The organism is Limnoglobus roseus (assembly GCF_008254045.1).
Classification (GTDB): Bacteria; Planctomycetota; Planctomycetia; order Gemmatales; family Gemmataceae; genus Limnoglobus; species Limnoglobus roseus.
Genome location: NZ_CP042425.1, coordinates 4,379,436 through 4,398,189 on the forward strand (window position 1 = coordinate 4,379,436; position 18,754 = coordinate 4,398,189).

The window sequence follows — 18,754 nt, forward strand, 5'->3', positions numbered from 1 at the left end:
GCCCAGGTTAACCTCGACAAATCCTACTTCTCTCCGGAAATCCGCCATGAACCGCCAACTCCTTTTACTGATCGCGCTCACCGCCACGCTGGCAGGTTGCAAGAAAGCCGGCCAAAAGCCAGCAGACCAGAAGGCGGCTGACAAGGCGAACACACCTGCCGCCGTTGCCGAGGAACCGGCCAATGACGACCCGCCCGGCATGAAGATGTGGACGGACGAGCAGTTGGAGCAGCAGGTTCGGGAGGACATGAAGTTCACGTCGCTCACGCTCAAGAAGGAAAGCCGCGACAAGTTCACAGGCACGGGGACGACCGCAGTGGGGAAGGCGTACAAACTCGTCGTTCGCGCGCGTCCTGGCGAGTACCGGATCGATGCCGAGGCAGCGGTTCAGCCTCCGGGTGGGAACGATAAGAAATCGAGCCATTGGTGCGCCGAAACCGTCACGCCGAAGTGGAAGGACGGAGCGAAGTAGTCGGTTGCTCAGGGTGATTTCTTCCCGTTCGGGAAGATTTGACCTGTTTCGAGCCCATTTTGACTGTTTTCTTCCCGTTCGGGAAGATTTGGTTGCCGTCACTGCTGTCGCAGACAACTTCTTGACGTTCCCGTAGAGCGGGCAGATCAACGGGTTTGGCCTTGTAGCCTCGCCCCCGGTCGTTATCCTCCGGCCGCCCTGGGGGATGGCGAGATGACGAATCGACAAGTCCGTGCGGCACTCCTGCTCTCATGTTTCTCGACGGCGGGCTGTGGGACGATCGCCAATGTGGCCACGCGCGGGCCGGAACACGGCGGGATGATACCCTTCGGAGGGGTCAAGCAGGATCTGACGTTTATCACCTCCGATAGCAATCTGAATATCAACCAAAAAGCACCGCCGGGGACTTACGCGAGTAGGCTGTCGATCATCCTCACGACCCTGGATTTGCCCTTGAGCCTGGTCGGCGACATTGTGACTTGGCCTTTCGTGGAGCTTTACGCTTTAAGCAACGGCATTCAGCCTTCATCGGCAACCCACTCGATCAGGAGCTCGGCGGCGGTGCAATTCCCGGCCGATGTCCCCGTCTCATCCGTTTCCAACATGCCGTCAGTGAGGATGCCATCAGTTCCCGCGAGTTCGACGACATCGCAAATCATACCGCAGGAGGCGAAGACCCAACCGCTTCCGACCCCAGTCGAGCCGTTGACTCAAAACGGTAACCCGCTTCTGCCATCTCAGTGACGGCCTGGCTCATCACTCTCTCTACTGGCTGGATTGAAGACCCGATAACTTAGCCCAAAGTGCTTTTTGCTTTTCTTCGTTATGGCGTCGGGACTTATAAGCTTCGTCGGAATGAAATGAGTGAATCTCTCCGCGTGCTTGGCAAGCCTTGCAAATGAATAACCCCTTTTTCATTTTCCAACCAGCTTTTAAACACGCTCTCCGATACGGGGTTTTAGTGGCGAAAAAGCATTCTTGTTCGTGATGCTCGCAATATCCGCACCAGATTGTGTATTCGGTTGTAATTGTCCCGCTACTCATTGCCGCCCCCATCGTTGGATTGAAGGGCGGCAAGAGCGGCTTCAAGCATTTTTAGATGATAAATCGCCCAATTATATTCTGATGCGCCACGATGTTTGTTTTCTTTTCCTAGCGGAATTTCAAAGGCATACTCTCTGAAATTCTGCACAATATCTTTTCCACTCACCACCGGCAGGGCTGCTGGCTGTTGCTGGGGGTGGAGGTAGGGACGCATAGACTTTAAAGCATCATGCGGCGTAAGCATTCTACAACCGGAGGCAAAGCCATCATCATTTTCTGGTTCAATGTGAATACACGCAGCATCAAGGGCGGTTAAAATCGCCATGTCATCCCCTCCCACTTTAAGCCTGGCGCTGCCTTCTGCTAACCGGCAATGGCTGGTTCCATCTTGCCCAGTTGAAATGTATGGGCATTGAGCAACAGCCTTAAGCTTGGCGTTTTCCTCTTCCAAGGATCGAATGATATTGCCGGAAAGCGCTTTCTGGTCGCTGTTAAGCTTTCGGATTAGCTGGATTTCCTCTTCCTGCTCGGTGATGCGGGATTGGAGCGGTTCGGTGATCCGGATACAACGTGAGACGGCACCGTTCCAGATATTGGCAAACTCACCGCTAGCGGGGCTGAGAAGCAGCCTGGATAGGGCATCTGTCAGGTTATTGCTCATGGCCAGCTCCTTTCTTTGCTGGCCACAATGGCGTTTTGCACTCCTCAAGCGGGATATTCTTTACCAAGCAGAATCGATAAAGGTCTTCGTTCTTGATCTGTGGTGTGGATAACCACATAAAAAACGCCACAGTGAGGGATGCAAAAACGCATCCGAGCGAGAACACCGGAAAGTAAATCATAACACCTCCCCATTTCCACGTTCCAGTGCCCACGCGAACGCAAGCACGAGGGCAAGTGCGAGAAGTAGGTAGGCGACGATGCCGCCGAGTAGCAGGTAAATCCAGGTCATGATGTGGTCTCCGTTGGTTGATGTAATGATTCGAGGTGTTCGCTTTGATATGATTCGAAAAACAGATTCAGGCGACCGGCCAAAATGTTGATCTCTGGGTGTCTGTGCTGGATCAGGGCAAAATAGCATGGCTCGAAATCGCTGGGTTTCTCCACGAGGTGTTTGCAGAGCACGCTGAGTACGTCGTTCGCCGTCAACGAACCGCGATCGTAATAACTCAGGATGGCAACCACTGAATCAGCCATGGTGCGCTCCACTTCGTTCGTACTCTTGCAAATCAGCTTGTTGCTTCGGGGATAGCGGAATCCCTCTGCTTCGATATTCTAGTAACTGGCTGACCGTTGGAGGGGTTGCTTCGTCGGATTGCTTGTTCGACCGAATGAGCTTGATGATGTCCGCAGGGGCCGGAATGTCGCTTTGCGTGACGATGTACGCCTGGAACGCCAGGTTCACGTCACTCATCGGGTAGCCAACTAGTGCCCACGAGAACCCCTCCACCAGAGTTTCCAGCTCCGCCTGCGTCTTCCCATACCCCTTCTGCAAGGCGCAGATCCGGCTCAGCAATTCCGTGAGCATCTCTTTGTTCCTCAAGCTCGGCCTCCCGTCGGTACTTGGCGGCGAGACGTTGGCCTTCGGAAGTCCAACTTGAGCGTTCGTAACGGCGGGAAGTGTCTGGGAGAGAGTTTGCATGAGGCGTTCCTTTCGGCAGAGGTGATTCGCGGGTAGCTTTGGCGTCCATGATTCCGCCGGTGAAGTACTTCCAGGCGGTGATGCGCTTCACGGCGTGACGGTTGATCTCTGGGAGGATGTCCAGGGTTGGGTCACAGCCGTTGGCGATCCACTGGTGGATCGGTGATGTGTTGGCGGTGGCAAGCAGGGGGAAAGTTACACAGCCAGTTCGGTAAACCAGCTCAAACTGAGTCGGCTCGCGCGCATTGCTGCAAGCAATGGAAGTATCGTTAGATACTTCTGTGGCTGTGGCTGTAGTTACCCACTCTTTTGGTACTTGTTTAGCGCGTTGAACTCTGTCGCAGCTCGATCACCGGACCATTAATCCGATAGTCGCCGATCACTCTTTGTTGAGCACTGCGTCCGTCACCCAGCACCCCCTGACGTGCGGCCCCGGCCCGCGGCAGTGGTTCAGGATGTCCTCGTTGTCGCACCCGGCGTCTTGAAGGGCGTCGGCCAGAATCGGCATCGCCGCGAAGTCACGTGACTCGTACATCCCCTGCGCGATAGCGACCGCGGTGTCGGTGAGCCACGCCGCGGCGAACGCCACCGGGCGGAACGGGTTCCCGAAGATGTCTCGCACAATATCTGCTTGCGCGTTGCGCTCGTGTTCCCAATGCGCTCGCCATTCGTCCGAATGGCGTTCCGGCCCGCTTCGATCGTTGCCCGGGTCGATCCGCATGAGATTCACGACCGAGGTGCGAAGTACTTGGTACGACCCGGTGTGGATGTAAGGGCGCTCGAGTTGCGCGACGAACAGGCACTCCAGAAGCGAGACGCTGATTCGGCGCTGAGAGCTGTCTCGGGGGAAAGGCGCGGCTACCGAGTCGATGCGATCGTGCATGGCCTCATTCGAGTTGTCGATTGTTGTAAGCCCATCGGCCCCGCGCTCGCACTCGGCGAGATGTAATACGACCGAAGCGTGTGGGACGTACTGTTCGATCCGCCTCCCATAACCGCAAACGGCAAGAAGGCACCGCCGTCCCGAAACCGGTTGGGGCAGGCTCCTCAACATCGCCGAGGCGTCGCCGGAGGTCCGCCATTCCGCTTCGGTCATCGGTTGTCCCCGTCGGCATTTTCTCCGAGCTTATCCCCTAGCTTTCATCACCCTCTCTCCCGTAGTCGCGCGCTGATCTTCCCCTGTACCGGTAGTCATTCATCGCGCGAGCAGGAGAGGACGTGGCAGGAGCCGATTGCCGAACCAGCCCAGCGTCTGACCGACGTGATCCACCACCGAACGGGCTCGGCGGCGACACGTCTCGAACACGGACATCAGCACCCCCTGCGCTCGCGCGCCCGAGTCCGTCCGGTTGCCGCCCCACACCTTCCGATTCACCACCGCCGGGCGGATGGCCTGCTCGGCCTGCCAGTTGGTGGGCTCGATCCGCGGGTCGAACACGAACGCGAACCACTGCTCGAAGTGGTTCCGCAAGTGCTTCGCCAAGGTCGCGTACTCGGGCACGGCCCGCGGTCGGCTCACCAACTCCAGCAGGCGGTCGTCGAACGATACCCGATGCGCGTCGCGTTGGTCGTCGGACCACGCGCCCGGCACGTACTCGTTGCGCCAGTGGATCGCCTCGGTGAACAGTCCGATCACCTGTCGCGGGAACCGCACGGCTCCGCGGGTGGCACCCGCCAGCCGCTCCCGGGCGCGGCGGAGTACGTGGGCCACGCACTGCTGGTGGATCGCGTCCTCGAACCGCTCGTAGGAGGCGAACCCGTCGTGGCTCAGGACGCCCGACCAGTTCCGCCCGATCACCCGCTCCAAGGGGTCGGCACTGCGCTTTGAGTCGATGGCGTAGGCGGTGGCCCGGTCACCGACCCAAGCGTGAAGCCAGGCCGGTTGCCCTCCGATCCGCCACCCCGTCTCGTCGGCCGCGATTTGCTCGGACGACCGCACCTCGTCGAGGATGAGCCGGTAGTCGGGCTCCAGCCGGGTCGCGGCCCGCAGGCCGATCTGGGCGCTGGCTCCGCGAGTCAGCGTGATGCCGAACAGGGTCTGGAAGATCGACGCGACCTTGCCGTGCGACAATCCCATCTGGGTGTGCAGGAGCGTGGCAGCGGCCTGCGCGTCGGGGCCGATCTGGCTGGCCGCAGCGCCCAGCGCGTCGGAGGTCTGGAGCGGGTGCCGGCCCTGGGTACGCTTGCCGCACGACTCGCAGTGCCCGATATGGACGCTGAACTTGCGGACCAGTGGGGCGCGCGGGATGTCGGTCTGGAACTGGTCGGCAGTGCCCGTCTCGACGATGCGGCCCCGGCAGTGCGGGCACGCATCGGGGAGGTTGGCGTCGTGGCGCTCGGCAATCGGTTCGGTTGGCGAGGGGCGGTGGCGATGAGTGCCGTGGGCGTCGCCCGACTTGCGGCCCGGCGTCTTCGGGTCGGGCTTGGGCGGCCCCTTGCGGAACGGGGCGGCTTGGCGCTTACCGGCGCGTGTTGCCTCCTCCAGCTTCCGGGTCAGTTCGGCGACCTGGGCCGTGAGTTCGGCGACCTGCTTGGAGAGTTCCCGGCAACCGGGACACACCGGCTCGTCCATGCGCGTATCGTAGTCGCAGGGGTGGGAAACCACCACTCACCGCCCGAGGGCGCTAATCAAGTACCTCTTTTGTACTATCTTTTGTAGATCCATTGGCTGAGCCTTTGCTCTGCTTTTGCATAGCATTTGCAGAACGGGTTTTACTGATATTCAGTCGCTTAGCGATTTCTCGGTCGCACCGAGTTGATCGCAACAACGTTCCGTCTTGATGAAAGAATTCGTTCACCGCCGACAGCACACTTTTGCGTTCATTTGGCGTTCTCGCCCGGCAGATGCGGTACAGCTTTTCAGGATCGTTCGGGAGTGCCGAGCCAGTTGCGTAGTAATGGTCGAGCAGCAGGCGATAGGCTCCGTGCTCAAGTAGTGAGAGGTGGGCGGTGTCTCGGGCATAATCGCCCGTGTAAAAGGGGTACCACTGGTTGTTTTCTGCCATAACCCTCCGGTCGTTCGATCCGGCGTGCTAACGGCGAGGAAGCAAGCCGGAGGAGTTTGCTTTTCGGGTGGCCACCCTATCCTCGCCTTCACTCACCAGGTAAATCAGCCCGCCGCTTCGGTCAACCACTTTCTTCACACCGCCCACGCCGGGTTCGTCACGACCTGTTCCAACCCCCAGCCGATCCGGTGGCGGTTCGTCTCCTTCATCACGTCCGATAGGTTGGCGGGCTTGCCCCGGAGGTAAAAGCCGTCATCGCGGATGTCGAGGATCGGCTTCGTCAGCTTGAGCAGGTAGGCGTCGATGAGGGATTCCTTGGCGAGGCGGATGGGATCGGGCTTCTCGGATGCCATTTTCCCCAAGGGGAGGAAGTCATCCGCCTGGCTGGGCATCACCCGTTTGTGCTCCGGCCTGGGCTTGCTGCGGGGCTTTTCCCGGTCAACGCTGACGCGATGCTTCTTGCAGATGCGGCGGACGGTGAATTCCGAGACGGCGAGCTTGTCGGCGACCTGCTTCGCGGTGTACCCCCGTGTGACGAGTTCCACCAGCTCGATCTCGAACCGCATTTTGTACAGGGGTGATTGTTCTTCGGTCATTTCTTCCTCACGAGTTGCACGTCGATGCCGTGGATGGCACGCATGAGTTTGAGCTTGATAGCACATTCCGGCGTCAACACGCCCTTGGTGTCTTCTGTCACCAACTTGCCGGTTGCCGAATCGAGATAGGTGAAATCGACAATGAGACGGCAGATGAGAAACCCGTTCACGTCAAGGCGGTAGGGCACCTGGCGGCGGAGGTCGGTGATCTCCCCGGCCTTTTGGAGCAGCAGCAGCTCCTGCCAGCGGGCAGCTTCCAGTTTGCTGTCGAACCAGATGCCGTCAACGCAAGTGCGGGTGTTGTTGTACTTGCCCTTCCGCCCCCAACTGGCGCGGCTACGCGGCATCGAAGCCGCCCTTGTGTTCCGGCTGGTGGATGAGCCGCCCGTGGTTGGGGTCGATCTTCTTGGCCAGGCGGTCGCGGTCGGAGAAGTGCAGGGAGTTGAAATGGTCGAGCACGGCGCAGAGCGCTTCGGTCTCGTCGCTAAGCCTGATTTGCGTCCAGTGCGGACGGTTCGGCGACTTGTCCTGGATGCGTTTCTTTACCAGCTCGGCGGAGCTGTTCTTCGGCGAGGGCGTGGGATAGGAGGTCGGCATACTTGCTCCGGTTTGTGGTTCGGAGCCAATCCATAACAGAATCTGGTTTATAAAGCGTTAAATTGGGACGACGAATGTACGCCTCAATTTTTGGAGTTTGCTTCATCCATCGCCAAATGGTTTCCCATCGGAGGCCCAGGAGCCGAGAAATATCGGCCACACTCAATAGGTTGTCGATTTGTGTCATAGTGATTGTTTTTGTGCTTGACGGTTAATCTGATATATGTCATACATTATTGCAAGGCCACAGTCAACAAGCAATGGAGTGCATCATGTCTAACACTGAACGCCACATGACCGACGAGGAAGCCGTTAGCTATCAGTTCTTTCTAAACGGTCAGCTCAAGAACTGCGTGGAAGCCATGGTGGCGTGCGTCGTCCGCTACCAGCAGGAATGTCCGGACGGGTTACTCGCCAAGCACACGGAGCAGAATTGGATCGACCTGGAAGCCCAGCTCCATGATGCCGTGACGGATATGCTGTCCGAGGACATATCGCGCATCTCAACGACCCTGACCGATGAATGCCGCTTCATCGGTCAGTGGAAGTCCCGCTGGCAGGAACAATTCGAAGTTCGCCGCTCAGCCGAGCTGGCCGCTAACCGTTTAAACGCAGCATAGGAGGATTTATGCACGTCTCAAAACCCGTCTCTACCGCGCTCGAATCGATAGCCCTGTTTCTCAGGTATTGCCTCGAAGTCCTCGGCTTGTTCGCACTTGTCGCAGCGCCTTGCGTGGTGCTCGTTCTTCTCCACTTGGACATGTGGAGGCATCTGTGACACTGCAACCAAACGTAGAGAGAACGCTTATGACTGAAGAGGCGGTGACGATCCGTTCAAAAATTAAGCAACTGCGCGATCTTCGCTACACGCAAGAATCGGCCGATTTCAGTGACTTGTCGGACGGCCTGAACGAGTGCGACGACTTCAAGGCATTGTGTTTGGAGTTGGCCGAGGAAGCGGTCGAGCGGGAGCACCAGGCGAAGGCAGTAGAGGAGAGGATAAAGGAACTGCAAGCTCGGAAGCAACGGCTCTTGCATTCCGCTGAGTCACTCCGCACCATCGTGCTCCAGTGCATGGACATCCGCAGCGAAAAGACCATCCCCTCGCCGTGCTTGACACTGAGCGTTTCCGCGAAGAAGCCAGATGTCGTCATCACCGACGAGTCGGCCATCCCGTCAAGGTTCTTCATTCCGCAGCCGCCCAAGCTCGACAAGAAAGCCGTCCGCGAAGCCGTGCTTCAAGACGGGGAGGTGCTGGAGGGGGTGTCGCTCGGTAACGGTACCATTTCGCTGACAATTAGGAGGAAGTAATGAACGAGATCGCTCAACGCGGGTACACCGCACCACAACTCACGCTCATCAAGCACACGGTGGCAAAAGACTGCAACACAGACGAATTCAACCTCTTCATCGAGATTTGCAAGCAACAGGGACTCGATCCGTTCAAAAAGCAGATTTTTGCCCAGGTTTACAACAAGGACAAGCCCGACAAGCGGCAGCTCGTCATCGTCACGAGCATCGACGGCTACCGCGCCAAGGCACAGCGCTGCGGCGATTACCGCCCGGCGGATGAAGAGACCCGCTTCGAGTTTGATCCGGCCGCCAAAGACCCTGAGACAAACCCGGCAGGCCTGGTGCGCGCCGTGGTTAAGGTGTTCTAATACGGCCCGGACAAGCAATGGTATCCCGTTGCGGGGGAAGCTCGCTGGGACGAATTCGCACCATTGGATTACGCCGCGTTCGATTGGATCGACACGGGTGACGTGTGGGAAGACACTGGCAAGCCGAAGAAGAAACGGGTGCCAAAAGGGAAGAAGTTGCTGAAAGACGGCAACTGGAAGAATATGCCCCACGTCATGCTGGGCAAATGCGCCGAAGCCCAGGCGCTGCGGCGGGGCTGGCCGGAAGACATGAGCGGGCTGTACGTCCAAGAGGAGATGGCGAAAGTGTACCTCGACATGTCAGCGACTGAGGCCGTAGAAGCATTCGAGAAGGAAGAACGCCTCAAACGGATCGCCTCAAACGACACAATTCCGGCCATCTTCGAGATGTCGGAGGGGTTGCAGCTCGTCCCCCTCGGTAAGTTCGCCGACCGGGTTATGGAGTATGTCGGTGCCTTCGATAGCGTTGAGGCTATAGTGGACCCCATTTGCGAGACCAAAAACCGACGAATTTAAGCTACTCCTTCGCCGGCTCTTTTGACCGTCCGGCCCGGTACACCTCGGCCGGGGTCTTGTACCCCAGTGACTGGTGCAAGCGGGCCTCGTTGTAGAAGGTGAAGTACGCCTTCAACCCCCGCTCCAACTCGGTCACCGTCTCGTATCCCCGCAGGAACACGTCCTCGTACTTCACCGTCCGCCACAGCCGCTCGACGAACACGTTGTCCAGGCACCGCCCCCGGCCGTCCATGCTCACCCGCGCCCCGGCCGCCTCCACCCGCTCGACCCATGCCCCGGCCGTGAACTGCACCCCTTGATCGGTGTTGAACACCTCCGGGGTGCCGGCCGCCAACGCCTCGTCCAGCATGTCCCGGCAGAACGCCCCGTCGAGCGTGTTCGACAACCGCCAGGCCACCACGTACCGGCTGTACCAGTCGATGGTGGCGGCCAAGTACATGAACCCGCCGGGCAGCGGCAGGTATGTAATGTCGGCACTCCACACCTGCCCGACGCGGTCGATCGGCACGCCGCGGAGGAGGTACGGGTACACCGGGTGGCCCCGCCCGGCCGACAGCTTCGGCTTCGGGTGGATGGCTTCCAGGCCCATGACCCGGAGCAACCGCTGGACCCGCTTGCGGTTCGCCGGGTGGCCGTTGCGGGCCAGCCATCCGGCACCGCATATTCTAACCGTGGCTCTGATAGTTTGGACGACGAGATTCCGTTCTAGCTTGCGTTCGATTCCGATTACTCCTGAGACCGTCATGCGATTTACGCTCCTGGCCCTGGCACTGGCGGCTTCACTACCTGGCCGGTTGATCGCACAAACAAGGCTGGTCGGTGAGAGGGTCTTCCCGACCACGAATGGCGTGCCGGTGTACGACGAGAAGCGGGAGAAAGAGGTCGGCAAGTGGTCCTTGGGGTTTGCCGGGGTGTTGAAGCAGGACGGAGACTGGGTCTACGTCAAGACCAATGAGTTTCCAGGCGAGCAATTGGGATGGGTCAAGCAGCAAAGCGTTATGACTGCGAACGACTCCATCGGGTTTTATAACTCCCAGGTGCAGCAGAAACCGGACATGGTCTGGTTGCAATGCAACCGCGGAATCGCCCGGCGTCTCAGGGGTGAGTACGAGGCCGCCGTCAAGGACCTGAGCGCCGCCATGCGGCACACCAAGGCCGCGTTCGTTGCTTATAACCGCGGAAACGCCTACCTCGACGACGGACAGCACATCCCGGCGATAGACGACTTCACACGGGCCATCCGCCTCGAACCGAAGTACGTCTCTGCGTACTACAACCGCGCGTTCGCGTACTTCGAAACGAAGGAGTTCGATAAGGCCATCGCCGACTTCACGGCCGTCGGGCGGCTCGACCCGAAGGATGCCGGCGTGCCCTTCAACCTCGGCAACATCTACTCAGCCAAAGGTGAGGCGGACAAGGCCGTTGAGTCGTACACCGAGGCAGTCCGATTAGACCCAGAGTTCGCCCAGGCGTACTACAACCGCGGGCTCCTGTACGGCAAGCGCAAGGATTTCGCCAAGGCCATCGCGGACTACTCGGCAGCCGTTAAGGTCGAACCCGTGTTCGGGGTCGCCTACACCGACCGTGCGCTCGCTTTCGCTGCGACTGGGGAATACGCGAAGGCCGCGGCCGACCACAAGTTAGCCGTGAAGCACTCGCCGAAGGATTTCCGGTGCTTCCACAACTACGCCTGGTTCCTGGCTACCTGCCCGAACGCCGACCACCGGGATGGTAAGCTGGCCGTGGAGTTGGCCAAAGAGGCGATCGTGTTGACGAAGGAACGCGATCCGAGTTGCTACAGCGGGCTTGGCGTGGCTTACGCCGAGTGTGGGGAGTTCGAAAAGGCGATTGAGTCCGAGAAGGCGGCTTTGGAGAACAAGGCCTACGCGGCGAACCACGGGGAGAGCGGACGTGAGTTCATCAAACTGTACGAGCAGAAGAAGCCGGTACGGATGCCGGCGCCCAAGCATTGAGGCGGCCGCGACCGCCGGCCGTTTCGCGCGAAACGGTCGAGCACTTTTGAAGAAGTGCGAGATGCCTGCTGTTAACCTATAACTTCAATTCTTCTGCCTCTTCCTCCCCTCTCTTGCCTTGACTTCCGCTTCGATCTGCCCGAATGATCTGGCATCCCTTTGCCACATCTCTCGCCTCGGGCTTCCATGCTCCGCATCACGTCCCAATCAAATGCTTCGGCTTCGTTGCCCAGTTTACAAGAAGTGCTGGACATCATAAAGCTGGACAGCGCGTTGCAGTGGAACCCGCCAACTTACACGATCTCTCACGACTCGGAGGGAAACATCGGCTTTATCGTGAAGACGCAATCTGCCTCGGTGCCGGTGATTCGATACGGATCACTGGGTCGGCAAAAGATGCCACCGGCAACCACAAGCTCACCAACGGAGCCGTCTACACCGTCACCGGGTTCGGCAAAGAAGGCCGGATCAAGCTGAGCAACGGCTGGGAGCTTTCCGCCGACGTGGGGCACATCGCTTACGCCTATTCGTCCACATCACATAGTTCTCAGGGTCGTACCGTAGACCGCGTCCTGGTGGACATGCCGGTGTCCAGCTTCGCGGCGGCCAGCATGGAGAGCTTCTACGTCTCGGCGACCCGCGGGCGGACGGACGTGTTCGTGTACACCGACGACGCCCAGGCGCTGCGCGAAGTGGCGGCGAAGGAGCGGGTGAAGGCGAACGCCCAAGACCTGTTCCCGCCGGAATCGGTCGCCGTGACGCCCGCTGTGCCGGGTAACCCAGTCCGCATCCGCTCCCTGTTCATGACCCGCGTGCGCCAGATTGCCAGCAAGGTCAGGGAGCAAGTCAGATCACTAACTCACACCCGAAAGGAACTCGATCATGCCTACGAACGATAACGACATCCCGCCCCACCTCCGGCAGATGGCCAAGGCCACGGACGGCGGCGAAGACCGCACGACACACAAGCCCTGCCTCGGCGTAACGTTCATTGACCAGAACGGCGTTCCGGAAACGTTCCAGTATTCCCATTTGTATCGTTGCTACGTCGATAAAGACTGCTTGGTCGTCGAGTTCAGCGGCCACCGGGTCATTCTGGAGGGGAGGAAGTTGTTCGCCCCAGCAAAGGACTGCCTGATGGCCATGCTGGCGCAGCACAAGCGAGAGTTCGTTGAGTGCTTGGTGGGCGGTGAGGAGCGAGACTTCGGCGTGAAAAACCGGCTTCCAGGCATGAGTGAGCGACCGGTGGTGACGAGTGTGCGAGTGGAGGTCATCAAGCCGTAGATCGAGAGCGAGGTGATGGGTAGAATGCTCCATCCGACCTGGAGCCGCTCATGCCTCACCCGGAAGAGTTCGACTTCGAAGAACTGGCCGAGTTGATCTACCCGCAAGTGTCAGGGTTTTACGCCGAGCCCGATGCGGAGACGCTTCGGCGGGTGCTGGAAGATGGCCTGACCCTTGAGCAGGCGGCTGGGCTCGTCATTGGCGACACGATTCAGGTCTACACGCAGGAGAAGTCGGCCACAGAAGGCATCGCGTCCTCGTTTATCCTCAACCCGGATTGGCGGCACGTGCGGGATTACATTGCCGACATGCTGCATCAAGTCTTCGTCTCGCACCTTCCCCAGTTTCAGGCCGAGGCGGGCAAACGCCAGATGCCGATGCACGACCTGGCGGCAGGGATCGTCGTGGCGGCGGTGAAGAAGTATTTGCAGAGCGGCGAGAAGGAAGAGGTCAATCACCCCATCCCCGAGCAGCATCACGACCTGGACATCGGTCTCTGATCCAGCTTCAGCAGAGCTGGCGGGCAATCAGTCTTTCAGTTGGCTCGGGAAGATGAACGCCCGCCCGTTGCGCTGAACGATCTGCTTGAGGTTGGCCGTGTACGGGAAGTGCTGCTCCGTCAAGATGCGAAGCTTCCCCCGCCCGTCGTCCTCCACCATGTCGCCGACTTTCGGGTCGAGCAGAGGAATGCTTTCCTTCTGAACGACGATCGTGTCGATTTCCATCCCCTCGGCGAGCAACCGCAGGAACGTATCGACGCTCTCGGCCTGGAGCGTGAACTTCCCCGCCAGAAGCTTCATGCGGAAGTGCTTGGCCATCCACGCGGCGGCAATCGGATCTTTGTAGAAGTACCGAGCCATAAGCATCCTCCGAAAAGTGGAACGGGAAGATTACATCGCGTGTGGGAACATCAAGGAGGCAGGCTCCTGATTTCCTACGAAGTAAAAGGACGATGGACGGGATAGTACCGGTTGCCAGGGATGAAAGGGCGGTCTGTAGTTGCCGGCTTGCGTGTCGGGGCCGTCAACCCGTGAGTCTTGGCGAGTTCGAAGATGGTCTCAAGATACAGCGATCGATCGCTCTTGGGCCATCTTCTCGATCTGAGCCCACCGGAGTCTTCGCCAAAGGGGCATCAGCATTTTTTTCGACGTGGGTTAACCCAAAAAATATACCTGAGCCGTCCGGCAATTTCCGAACGGGTGTAGAATGGACCCTCAAAACTCAAGTTCTGCCCCAAGGAGATCAAGTCTCGCATGCGCCGCTCAGTCTCCGCAAAAAAATCCGTGGAAACATCGGGGTATCCCTTGTTTTGGCGAATCCCAAGAATCACTGCCTTGCGATTGATCTGTCCAAACTTGACTTTCGACTTATTGATCTTGAAGCCGGCCGCCTCCAGTAGCTTCTCGACAACGCTGGGAATGCCACTCGTTTGTAAATCAAACGGACCGGAGATGGTGATGTCGTCCACGTAACGTGTATAAGTGAGGCTGTTTGATCGGCTGAGTTTTGCAATTTTCTCGTCGACATGCATGAATAACCTGTCCGCCAGAATTGGAGATGTCACGAAGCCCTGGGCCAAACAGTATCTGAAGGTGCATACCCCGGCGATCAGCAACCGATTTGCGAACGAATGACGAAATGCGTAGGCGAAGTGCTTCACGCCGAGCCGCCCCTTGAGGCGGATGAAACGGCAGTTGATTGCGGAAACCGTCCACCGTCGCCCGTCGCGGTTAACAAAGAGCAGACCACTGCGCGGACATGCGCCGACGATTTCCAACGCCCGTCCCTCCAGCCGGATGATCCGCCACTTCTTCCGCCCCTTCGCCTCCGCGGGCGGGATGGCGATGAGTCGCTTATCCAGGTGGACGTGTCGCGCCTCGATGGTGCGGGCTTCGAACGGCCTGGCGCCGGTCTCCCAGCAGAATTCCAGGAACTGGCGGAACGGGTCACCGGCGGGGTAGCACGAGCGGATGCGTTCCCAGTCCTCGGGCTTGATGAAGTGCTCGCGCCGCTTCGCCATCGGCTTTTTTAATTTTCGGAGTGGGTTGCTGGCGATGTGCCCTTCCTCCTCCCCCCAGACGAACGCCCGCTTCACCGAGGCGATGGCGTTGCGGCGGTAGGTCTGACCCCACGTCGGGTTGGCGTCGAGCCACTCGTTGACGTGGAACGGCTTGAGGTCGAGGGCGGGCAGAGTCGTTGCGATTTTGAGGTGCTTGCAGAACCGCTGGAGGTGCCAGACGTACCCGTCGTAAGTCCTCTTTTCCCGATGGCGGAGGCACCATTCGAGGTACTTGTCGAACAGCACCGCCAGGGACAAGCCCGACGAAATTGTTGGGGAATTTTTAGCGACCGGCGGCTCGGCGGAGGCCATGATGGCGTGGAACTGCTGCCGGATGATTTCCGGCGGGTTCCACTTGCCCTTGATCTTGCGGGGCTCGGGGGCGTCGGGCGGGTGGTCGCCCAAAAAGTGTCGCTGGCCGTTCTTGTTAACGTACCAGCCGTTTCGCTCGTCCCAGTACCACGGATGCGCGGTTCGGGCCATTTTTCAACCTCGGGGGAGTCGCGGCCCCGGATTGTGTATCACGATTCTGTACCATTCTACCCGGCGACTCTCAAAAACCCTAGTACACCCGGAGGGATTCGAACCCCCAACCCTCGGTTCCGAAGACCGACGGAGGGTGTCGATAACGCCTCGGAAACACCGGGTTCTGAAAACGGGCGCAGTGCGGGGCGCAGTAGTGACGAGGATCTGGAAAGGGTCATCGCCACATGGCCGAACCTGCCCGATCCGGTCCGCCGGGCAATCCTGGCATTGATCGCTTCGGGCGAACGCCACTCGTGACGCCGTTATGAGATCAACCGGGATTTGCCTCCCGATCCTCCCATGCTCCCGTCCCCCGGCACCTCGCCGAGGGGACGGTCAAGGCTCCGATCAACTTCCATTGGGATTGGCCCTACGCTGGGTTATCAACCGTGGCCGACGTCGCCGCGCGGCGACTGATCGACAACGACGGAAGTGTCCTTTCCCACGCTGTGGTCGCAGTTTGGGTCGCGTTTTGCCGAATTAGCGTCCGAAGGCCCGATCGCGATGGCGGTCGGATTTCGGCACGCCGCGGGTCCGGTTGTGCCGCTTCGTCTCGATGTCCGGCCTCGGTTCTTCGGCCGCGGAAGGTTTCTCGAACCCCGCTCGACCCCGCCCGACTTCGGCCCGCGTACACTCGCCGGCTCACCACCGAGACCTCGGGGCATGAGCGACGAACGCTGGTTCTACCGGGACGACGCGGAGTGGGCCGCCGTCGTCGACCGACTCAAGCGCACGCCGTGCCCCCACTGCCGGGCCGTCGGTACTCTCAATCGGCACGGCTCCCTGCACGGCTACGATGACAGCCGCCCCCGACGCACGACGCTTCGCGCCCGTCGCGTCTTTTGCAGCAACCGCCACCGGCGGCCCGGGTGCGGCCGCACCACCAGCGTCTGGATCGCCACCAAAATCCGACGGTCCAGTCTCACCACGGGCACCCTCGGGGCCTTCGTCCGACGGGCCGTCCGCGGCGGCTTGGCCCCGGCCATCCGCGCCGCCCCGGAGTACCGTAGCCCGCGGTCGTGGCGCCGCGTCTGGCGACGGTTCGACCTCGCCCAAAGCCGCCTCCGCACGGCCCTCCTGAGCCGCGGGCCGCCGCCGGGCGGGCCACCCGCCCCCGGCCGTCGTCCCGACCTCGCCCACACGCTCGCCCACCTCGCCGCCACCTTCCCGCACGCCGCCGACCCGCTCGCCGCCTTCCAGTCGGCGACCCGGTCCTTCGTCCTGTGAATCACAACGGACGCCGCGGTGTCACCGAATTCTTCGCGAACCGCGGACCCCTTCGCGGCAGGACATCCCGGAAATCCCACCGACAACGCAAGCCGTCCTCGTGCAACTCCTCCGGATCGGCTTCAATCACCATTCACCTGAATCCGCCCACGAACTCCGGAGGTTCGGATGAAGCAGCCGTCGGTCTACCTGAAGATGCGCGTCCTCGGGGCGGTCGACACCGCCGCCGGGCGGACCCGCCACGAGCGCGTCCACGCCGTCGCCGCCATGACCTTCGTCGACGAGGACGGGCACCCGCGGCAGTTCACCTGGCGGACGATTCAGACCTGGTTCTACCGGTACAAGAACCACGGCATCACCGGCGTCACGCCGCAACCCCGCCGCGACAAGGGCGAGACTCGCAAGGTCACGCCGGAGGAGTTGCTCGAAGCCGTCAACGCCGCCCGGCCGCACTTCCACGGCAAGCGGCTCAACAAGGGGGCGATCTATCGCTTCTGCGTCGAGCAGGGCCTGCTCGACCGCGACCCGCCTCGCCCCGACCACCTTCTACCGCTTCGTCCGCGAATACAAGCTGCTCACGCCCGCAAGCGATGACGACAAGAAACGCCTGGCGTTCAGCATGAAGTACGCCAACCAACTGTGGCAGGCCGACACCCTCTTCGGGCCGTTCTGCGACACCGGACTGTCACCCGGATCACGCAAGCCGGCCCGGCTCATCGCCTTCCTCGACGACGCCAGCCGCGTCCTGTGCCACGGCGAGTTCTTCTTCGAGGAGAACGTCGACACGCTGGTCCGGGCCGTCCGGGCCGCCTTCTACAAGCGGGGCGTGCCCGAGCAACTCCTCGTCGACAACGGCTCCACCTATTGCAGTCAGGAGATCACCCTCGTCTGTGCCCGCGTCGGCTGCCTGCTCCGGCACACGGCCGTCCGCGATGCCGCCGCCAAGGGCAAGATCGAGCGGTTCTTCCGCCGCGTCCGCGACCAGTTCCTCAACCGGACGCTGGACCTGTCGTCGCTCGCCGCCCTCAACCGCCAGTTCACCGCGTGGGTCGAGGGCGAGTACAACGCCACCGAGCACGACGCCCTCGGCATGAAGCCGATCGACCGGTTCGGCATCGACTTGAACCGCATCCGCTTCCTGCCGCCGTCGGAATATGTGGACGGCGACCCTCAGGCGCGACTCCCGCTCCGACACGAGTCGAAGGATGACGCGGAGATCGTGGGCGATGGTCTAGACCATGCCGACCGCCATCCCCCGCTCGGGAGCATTTGCCCGGGTACCCCGACCGGACGACGTTGAACACGTCTCGCTGCTCGCGCCGCGAGGCGTCTTCCGTCATCAACGCCAGGCGCGGGAGCACGAACTCTCCGTCTGCCTTTGAGACATCGTTCGGATACGCCACAGCAGTTGAATTCCGTTAACAAGAATGGGCTGTCTCGATATTCGTGGCGGCTCGTTCGCCCGTTACGTACTCGTCGGCTTGGACGGCGTTGCCGGTACGATGGTCAACTGGCACACTTTCATGAGTTCCGGGCGAGAAGAGACGCCGAAGCGGCGGTACAGCGCCCCGACGTATTCGTGGACGGTGTGCCGACTCAGGCCGAGTCGCAGTGCGATTTGCTTCTCGGAGTCCCCGGAGCGCAGGGCCATCAGCACGTCCCGTAATCGCGGCGTCAGCCCCTGCCAGATCGGATCGTCGGACAAGTGCAGGCGAGTATCGAAGAGCGCGGCGATTTCTTCGTGGAGCAACTGTACCTGATTCCGTTCTCGCGGTCGGAACGCGGGTTGGTTAATTCCACGGTTCAGACTCATGCCGAAAAAGTGGCCGGGCCGACTCGGCAGCGGGATGGCCGTGTAAATGAATTCATCTTGATGGCAAGTTCTCCGTGGGTCGTTCCGCTCCTGCGACCCCCGCCATTGCGTACTCGTAAACAAGTCATCTCGCCTCGCGACACGAATCCGATCTGGCGGTTCGACGAACCGGATAACGCTCGGAAGGAAGACTACGCCGGTGTTGTGAATGTATCTGAAGAACCATTGCCGGGCCGAAGTGTCGGCCCAATGGTCCCACAGGATTACGCTATCTTCTATCCGCTTGACGGGGTGGTATCGAGCCACAAAGCTGTTGGTCATAAAACAATTGAATAGGCGG

Annotated in this window: 24 protein-coding genes, 1 tRNA gene and 1 pseudogene; 13 read left to right on the top strand and 13 right to left on the bottom strand. The window is 60.3% G+C overall.

The window, feature by feature from the left end; all coding sequences use genetic code 11:
- Positions 1-46: 46 nt before the first annotated feature.
- Both PX52LOC_RS18280 and PX52LOC_RS18285 read left to right on the top strand, forming a co-directional pair.
- Positions 47-472 (top strand): hypothetical protein, encoded by a 426-nt coding sequence (locus PX52LOC_RS18280; RefSeq protein WP_149111450.1) that lies wholly within the window; start codon positions 47-49, stop codon positions 470-472.
- 213 nt (positions 473-685) lie between these two features.
- Positions 686-1,216, top strand: coding sequence for a YceK/YidQ family lipoprotein (locus PX52LOC_RS18285; RefSeq protein WP_149111451.1), 531 nt, complete (start codon positions 686-688; stop codon positions 1,214-1,216).
- 292 nt (positions 1,217-1,508) lie between these two features.
- Here the strand turns inward: PX52LOC_RS18285 and PX52LOC_RS18290 are convergent, their stop codons facing one another.
- The 8 genes from PX52LOC_RS18290 to PX52LOC_RS18325 form a co-directional block, all read right to left on the bottom strand.
- Positions 1,509-2,177, bottom strand: coding sequence for a hypothetical protein (locus tag PX52LOC_RS18290; RefSeq protein WP_149111452.1), 669 nt, complete (start codon positions 2,175-2,177; stop codon positions 1,509-1,511).
- A 528-nt stretch (positions 2,178-2,705) separates the two neighbouring features.
- Positions 2,706-3,044, bottom strand: coding sequence for a hypothetical protein (locus PX52LOC_RS18295; RefSeq protein ID WP_149111453.1), 339 nt, complete (start codon positions 3,042-3,044; stop codon positions 2,706-2,708).
- 493 nt (positions 3,045-3,537) lie between these two features.
- The gene (locus tag PX52LOC_RS18300; RefSeq protein WP_149111387.1) at positions 3,538-3,780 is read right to left on the bottom strand and encodes a hypothetical protein; all 243 of its coding nucleotides are present in this window, start codon (positions 3,778-3,780) and stop codon (positions 3,538-3,540) included.
- A 573-nt stretch (positions 3,781-4,353) separates the two neighbouring features.
- Entirely contained in the window at positions 4,354-5,730 is a 1,377-nt protein-coding gene (gene tnpC / locus PX52LOC_RS18305) for an IS66 family transposase (RefSeq protein ID WP_149111388.1), read from the bottom strand.
- Between the two features lie 52 nt (positions 5,731-5,782).
- Positions 5,783-6,163 carry a YdaU family protein gene (locus PX52LOC_RS18310; protein ID WP_149111454.1) on the bottom strand — a complete coding sequence of 127 codons (381 nt, stop codon included), beginning with the start codon at positions 6,161-6,163 and terminating at the stop codon, positions 5,783-5,785.
- A 134-nt stretch (positions 6,164-6,297) separates the two neighbouring features.
- Positions 6,298-6,759 (bottom strand): helix-turn-helix transcriptional regulator, encoded by a 462-nt coding sequence (locus tag PX52LOC_RS18315; RefSeq protein WP_149111455.1) that lies wholly within the window; start codon positions 6,757-6,759, stop codon positions 6,298-6,300.
- Positions 6,756-7,106: a DUF1064 domain-containing protein gene (locus PX52LOC_RS18320; protein WP_149111456.1), complete on the bottom strand. Its 351-nt coding sequence runs from the start codon at positions 7,104-7,106 to the stop codon at positions 6,756-6,758. Before PX52LOC_RS18320 ends, PX52LOC_RS18315 begins: the two co-directional genes overlap by 4 nt.
- Positions 7,096-7,356, bottom strand: a complete 261-nt coding sequence (locus tag PX52LOC_RS18325; protein WP_149111457.1) for a hypothetical protein — start codon at positions 7,354-7,356, stop codon at positions 7,096-7,098. Before PX52LOC_RS18325 ends, PX52LOC_RS18320 begins: the two co-directional genes overlap by 11 nt.
- 272 nt (positions 7,357-7,628) lie before the next feature.
- On the opposite strand from PX52LOC_RS18325, the gene PX52LOC_RS18330 reads away from it, so the two are divergent.
- The 4 genes from PX52LOC_RS18330 (at position 7,629) to PX52LOC_RS18345 (ending at position 9,533) form a co-directional block, all read left to right on the top strand.
- Positions 7,629-7,976 carry a hypothetical protein gene (locus PX52LOC_RS18330; protein WP_149111458.1) on the top strand — a complete coding sequence of 116 codons (348 nt, stop codon included), beginning with the start codon at positions 7,629-7,631 and terminating at the stop codon, positions 7,974-7,976.
- Positions 7,977-8,163: 187 nt separating this feature from the next.
- The gene (locus PX52LOC_RS18335; RefSeq protein WP_149111459.1) at positions 8,164-8,667 is read left to right on the top strand and encodes a siphovirus Gp157 family protein; all 504 of its coding nucleotides are present in this window, start codon (positions 8,164-8,166) and stop codon (positions 8,665-8,667) included.
- Entirely contained in the window at positions 8,667-9,017 is a 351-nt protein-coding gene (gene bet, locus PX52LOC_RS18340; RefSeq protein WP_149111460.1) for a phage recombination protein Bet, read from the top strand. Before PX52LOC_RS18335 ends, bet begins: the two co-directional genes overlap by 1 nt.
- 63 nt (positions 9,018-9,080) lie before the next feature.
- Positions 9,081-9,533: a recombinase RecT gene (locus PX52LOC_RS18345; protein WP_149111461.1), complete on the top strand. Its 453-nt coding sequence runs from the start codon at positions 9,081-9,083 to the stop codon at positions 9,531-9,533.
- 28 nt (positions 9,534-9,561) lie between these two features.
- Here the strand turns inward: PX52LOC_RS18345 and PX52LOC_RS18350 are convergent.
- Positions 9,562-10,167, bottom strand: a pseudogene (locus PX52LOC_RS18350) (IS3 family transposase); the annotation flags it as partial.
- 109 nt (positions 10,168-10,276) lie between these two features.
- Here PX52LOC_RS18350 and PX52LOC_RS18355 point away from each other — a divergent pair.
- From PX52LOC_RS18355 to PX52LOC_RS18370, 4 genes are all read left to right on the top strand, one after another.
- Complete coding sequence (locus PX52LOC_RS18355) at positions 10,277-11,506, top strand: tetratricopeptide repeat protein (protein ID WP_168219079.1); 1,230 nt, start codon at positions 10,277-10,279, stop codon at positions 11,504-11,506.
- Between the two features lie 143 nt (positions 11,507-11,649).
- The gene (locus tag PX52LOC_RS18360) at positions 11,650-12,405 is read left to right on the top strand and encodes a conjugative transfer relaxase/helicase family protein (RefSeq protein ID WP_149111464.1); all 756 of its coding nucleotides are present in this window, start codon (positions 11,650-11,652) and stop codon (positions 12,403-12,405) included.
- A complete protein-coding gene (locus PX52LOC_RS18365; RefSeq protein ID WP_149111465.1) occupies positions 12,389-12,790 on the top strand; it encodes a hypothetical protein in 402 nt (133 codons plus the stop codon). The genes PX52LOC_RS18360 and PX52LOC_RS18365 overlap by 17 nt, the downstream gene beginning before the upstream one ends.
- Before the next feature lie 50 nt (positions 12,791-12,840).
- Positions 12,841-13,290, top strand: coding sequence for a hypothetical protein (locus PX52LOC_RS18370; protein WP_149111466.1), 450 nt, complete (start codon positions 12,841-12,843; stop codon positions 13,288-13,290).
- A 27-nt stretch (positions 13,291-13,317) separates the two neighbouring features.
- On the opposite strand, the gene PX52LOC_RS18375 is transcribed toward PX52LOC_RS18370, so the two are convergent.
- From PX52LOC_RS18375 to PX52LOC_RS18385, 3 genes are all read right to left on the bottom strand, one after another.
- On the bottom strand, positions 13,318-13,650 hold the full coding sequence (locus PX52LOC_RS18375) for a hypothetical protein (protein WP_149111467.1): 333 nt from the start codon (positions 13,648-13,650) through the stop codon (positions 13,318-13,320).
- A 272-nt stretch (positions 13,651-13,922) separates the two neighbouring features.
- On the bottom strand, positions 13,923-15,332 hold the full coding sequence (locus tag PX52LOC_RS18380; protein ID WP_149111468.1) for a reverse transcriptase domain-containing protein: 1,410 nt from the start codon (positions 15,330-15,332) through the stop codon (positions 13,923-13,925).
- Positions 15,333-15,415: 83 nt separating this feature from the next.
- Positions 15,416-15,512 (bottom strand) — tRNA-OTHER (locus PX52LOC_RS18385).
- A gap of 525 nt (positions 15,513-16,037) precedes the next feature.
- Here PX52LOC_RS18385 and PX52LOC_RS18390 point away from each other — a divergent pair.
- The 3 genes from PX52LOC_RS18390 to PX52LOC_RS18400 all read left to right on the top strand — a co-directional run bounded on the left by PX52LOC_RS18390 (position 16,038) and on the right by PX52LOC_RS18400 (position 17,901).
- Positions 16,038-16,601 carry a hypothetical protein gene (locus PX52LOC_RS18390; protein WP_149111469.1) on the top strand — a complete coding sequence of 188 codons (564 nt, stop codon included), beginning with the start codon at positions 16,038-16,040 and terminating at the stop codon, positions 16,599-16,601.
- A gap of 168 nt (positions 16,602-16,769) precedes the next feature.
- Complete coding sequence (locus PX52LOC_RS18395; RefSeq protein ID WP_149111470.1) at positions 16,770-17,195, top strand: helix-turn-helix domain-containing protein; 426 nt, start codon at positions 16,770-16,772, stop codon at positions 17,193-17,195.
- A gap of 25 nt (positions 17,196-17,220) precedes the next feature.
- Positions 17,221-17,901: a DDE-type integrase/transposase/recombinase gene (locus tag PX52LOC_RS18400; RefSeq protein WP_149111471.1), complete on the top strand. Its 681-nt coding sequence runs from the start codon at positions 17,221-17,223 to the stop codon at positions 17,899-17,901.
- A gap of 165 nt (positions 17,902-18,066) precedes the next feature.
- On the opposite strand, the gene PX52LOC_RS40670 is transcribed toward PX52LOC_RS18400, so the two are convergent.
- Positions 18,067-18,351, bottom strand: coding sequence for a response regulator transcription factor (locus tag PX52LOC_RS40670; RefSeq protein ID WP_168219080.1), 285 nt, complete (start codon positions 18,349-18,351; stop codon positions 18,067-18,069).
- Positions 18,352-18,754: the final 403 nt, after the last annotated feature.

Excerpts from the sequence above, each read along its gene's own strand:
- PX52LOC_RS18280 (WP_149111450.1), top strand. The coding sequence starts at position 47 with ATGAACCGCCAACTCCTTTTACTGATCGCGCTCACCGCCACGCTGGCA.
- PX52LOC_RS18285 (WP_149111451.1), top strand. The coding sequence starts at position 686 with ATGACGAATCGACAAGTCCGTGCGGCACTCCTGCTCTCATGTTTCTCG.
- PX52LOC_RS18290 (WP_149111452.1), bottom strand. The coding sequence starts at position 2,177 with ATGAGCAATAACCTGACAGATGCCCTATCCAGGCTGCTTCTCAGCCCC.
- PX52LOC_RS18295 (WP_149111453.1), bottom strand. The coding sequence starts at position 3,044 with ATGCTCACGGAATTGCTGAGCCGGATCTGCGCCTTGCAGAAGGGGTAT.
- tnpC (WP_149111388.1), bottom strand. The coding sequence starts at position 5,730 with ATGGACGAGCCGGTGTGTCCCGGTTGCCGGGAACTCTCCAAGCAGGTC.
- PX52LOC_RS18310 (WP_149111454.1), bottom strand. The coding sequence starts at position 6,163 with ATGGCAGAAAACAACCAGTGGTACCCCTTTTACACGGGCGATTATGCC.
- PX52LOC_RS18315 (WP_149111455.1), bottom strand. The coding sequence starts at position 6,759 with ATGACCGAAGAACAATCACCCCTGTACAAAATGCGGTTCGAGATCGAG.
- PX52LOC_RS18320 (WP_149111456.1), bottom strand. The coding sequence starts at position 7,106 with ATGCCGCGTAGCCGCGCCAGTTGGGGGCGGAAGGGCAAGTACAACAAC.
- PX52LOC_RS18325 (WP_149111457.1), bottom strand. The coding sequence starts at position 7,356 with ATGCCGACCTCCTATCCCACGCCCTCGCCGAAGAACAGCTCCGCCGAG.
- PX52LOC_RS18330 (WP_149111458.1), top strand. The coding sequence starts at position 7,629 with ATGTCTAACACTGAACGCCACATGACCGACGAGGAAGCCGTTAGCTAT.
- PX52LOC_RS18335 (WP_149111459.1), top strand. The coding sequence starts at position 8,164 with ATGACTGAAGAGGCGGTGACGATCCGTTCAAAAATTAAGCAACTGCGC.
- bet (WP_149111460.1), top strand. The coding sequence starts at position 8,667 with ATGAACGAGATCGCTCAACGCGGGTACACCGCACCACAACTCACGCTC.
- PX52LOC_RS18355 (WP_168219079.1), top strand. The coding sequence starts at position 10,277 with ATGCGATTTACGCTCCTGGCCCTGGCACTGGCGGCTTCACTACCTGGC.
- PX52LOC_RS18360 (WP_149111464.1), top strand. The coding sequence starts at position 11,650 with ATGATCTGGCATCCCTTTGCCACATCTCTCGCCTCGGGCTTCCATGCT.
- PX52LOC_RS18365 (WP_149111465.1), top strand. The coding sequence starts at position 12,389 with ATGCCTACGAACGATAACGACATCCCGCCCCACCTCCGGCAGATGGCC.
- PX52LOC_RS18370 (WP_149111466.1), top strand. The coding sequence starts at position 12,841 with ATGCCTCACCCGGAAGAGTTCGACTTCGAAGAACTGGCCGAGTTGATC.
- PX52LOC_RS18375 (WP_149111467.1), bottom strand. The coding sequence starts at position 13,650 with ATGGCTCGGTACTTCTACAAAGATCCGATTGCCGCCGCGTGGATGGCC.
- PX52LOC_RS18380 (WP_149111468.1), bottom strand. The coding sequence starts at position 15,332 with ATGGCCCGAACCGCGCATCCGTGGTACTGGGACGAGCGAAACGGCTGG.
- PX52LOC_RS18390 (WP_149111469.1), top strand. The coding sequence starts at position 16,038 with ATGAGCGACGAACGCTGGTTCTACCGGGACGACGCGGAGTGGGCCGCC.
- PX52LOC_RS18395 (WP_149111470.1), top strand. The coding sequence starts at position 16,770 with ATGAAGCAGCCGTCGGTCTACCTGAAGATGCGCGTCCTCGGGGCGGTC.
- PX52LOC_RS18400 (WP_149111471.1), top strand. The coding sequence starts at position 17,221 with ATGAAGTACGCCAACCAACTGTGGCAGGCCGACACCCTCTTCGGGCCG.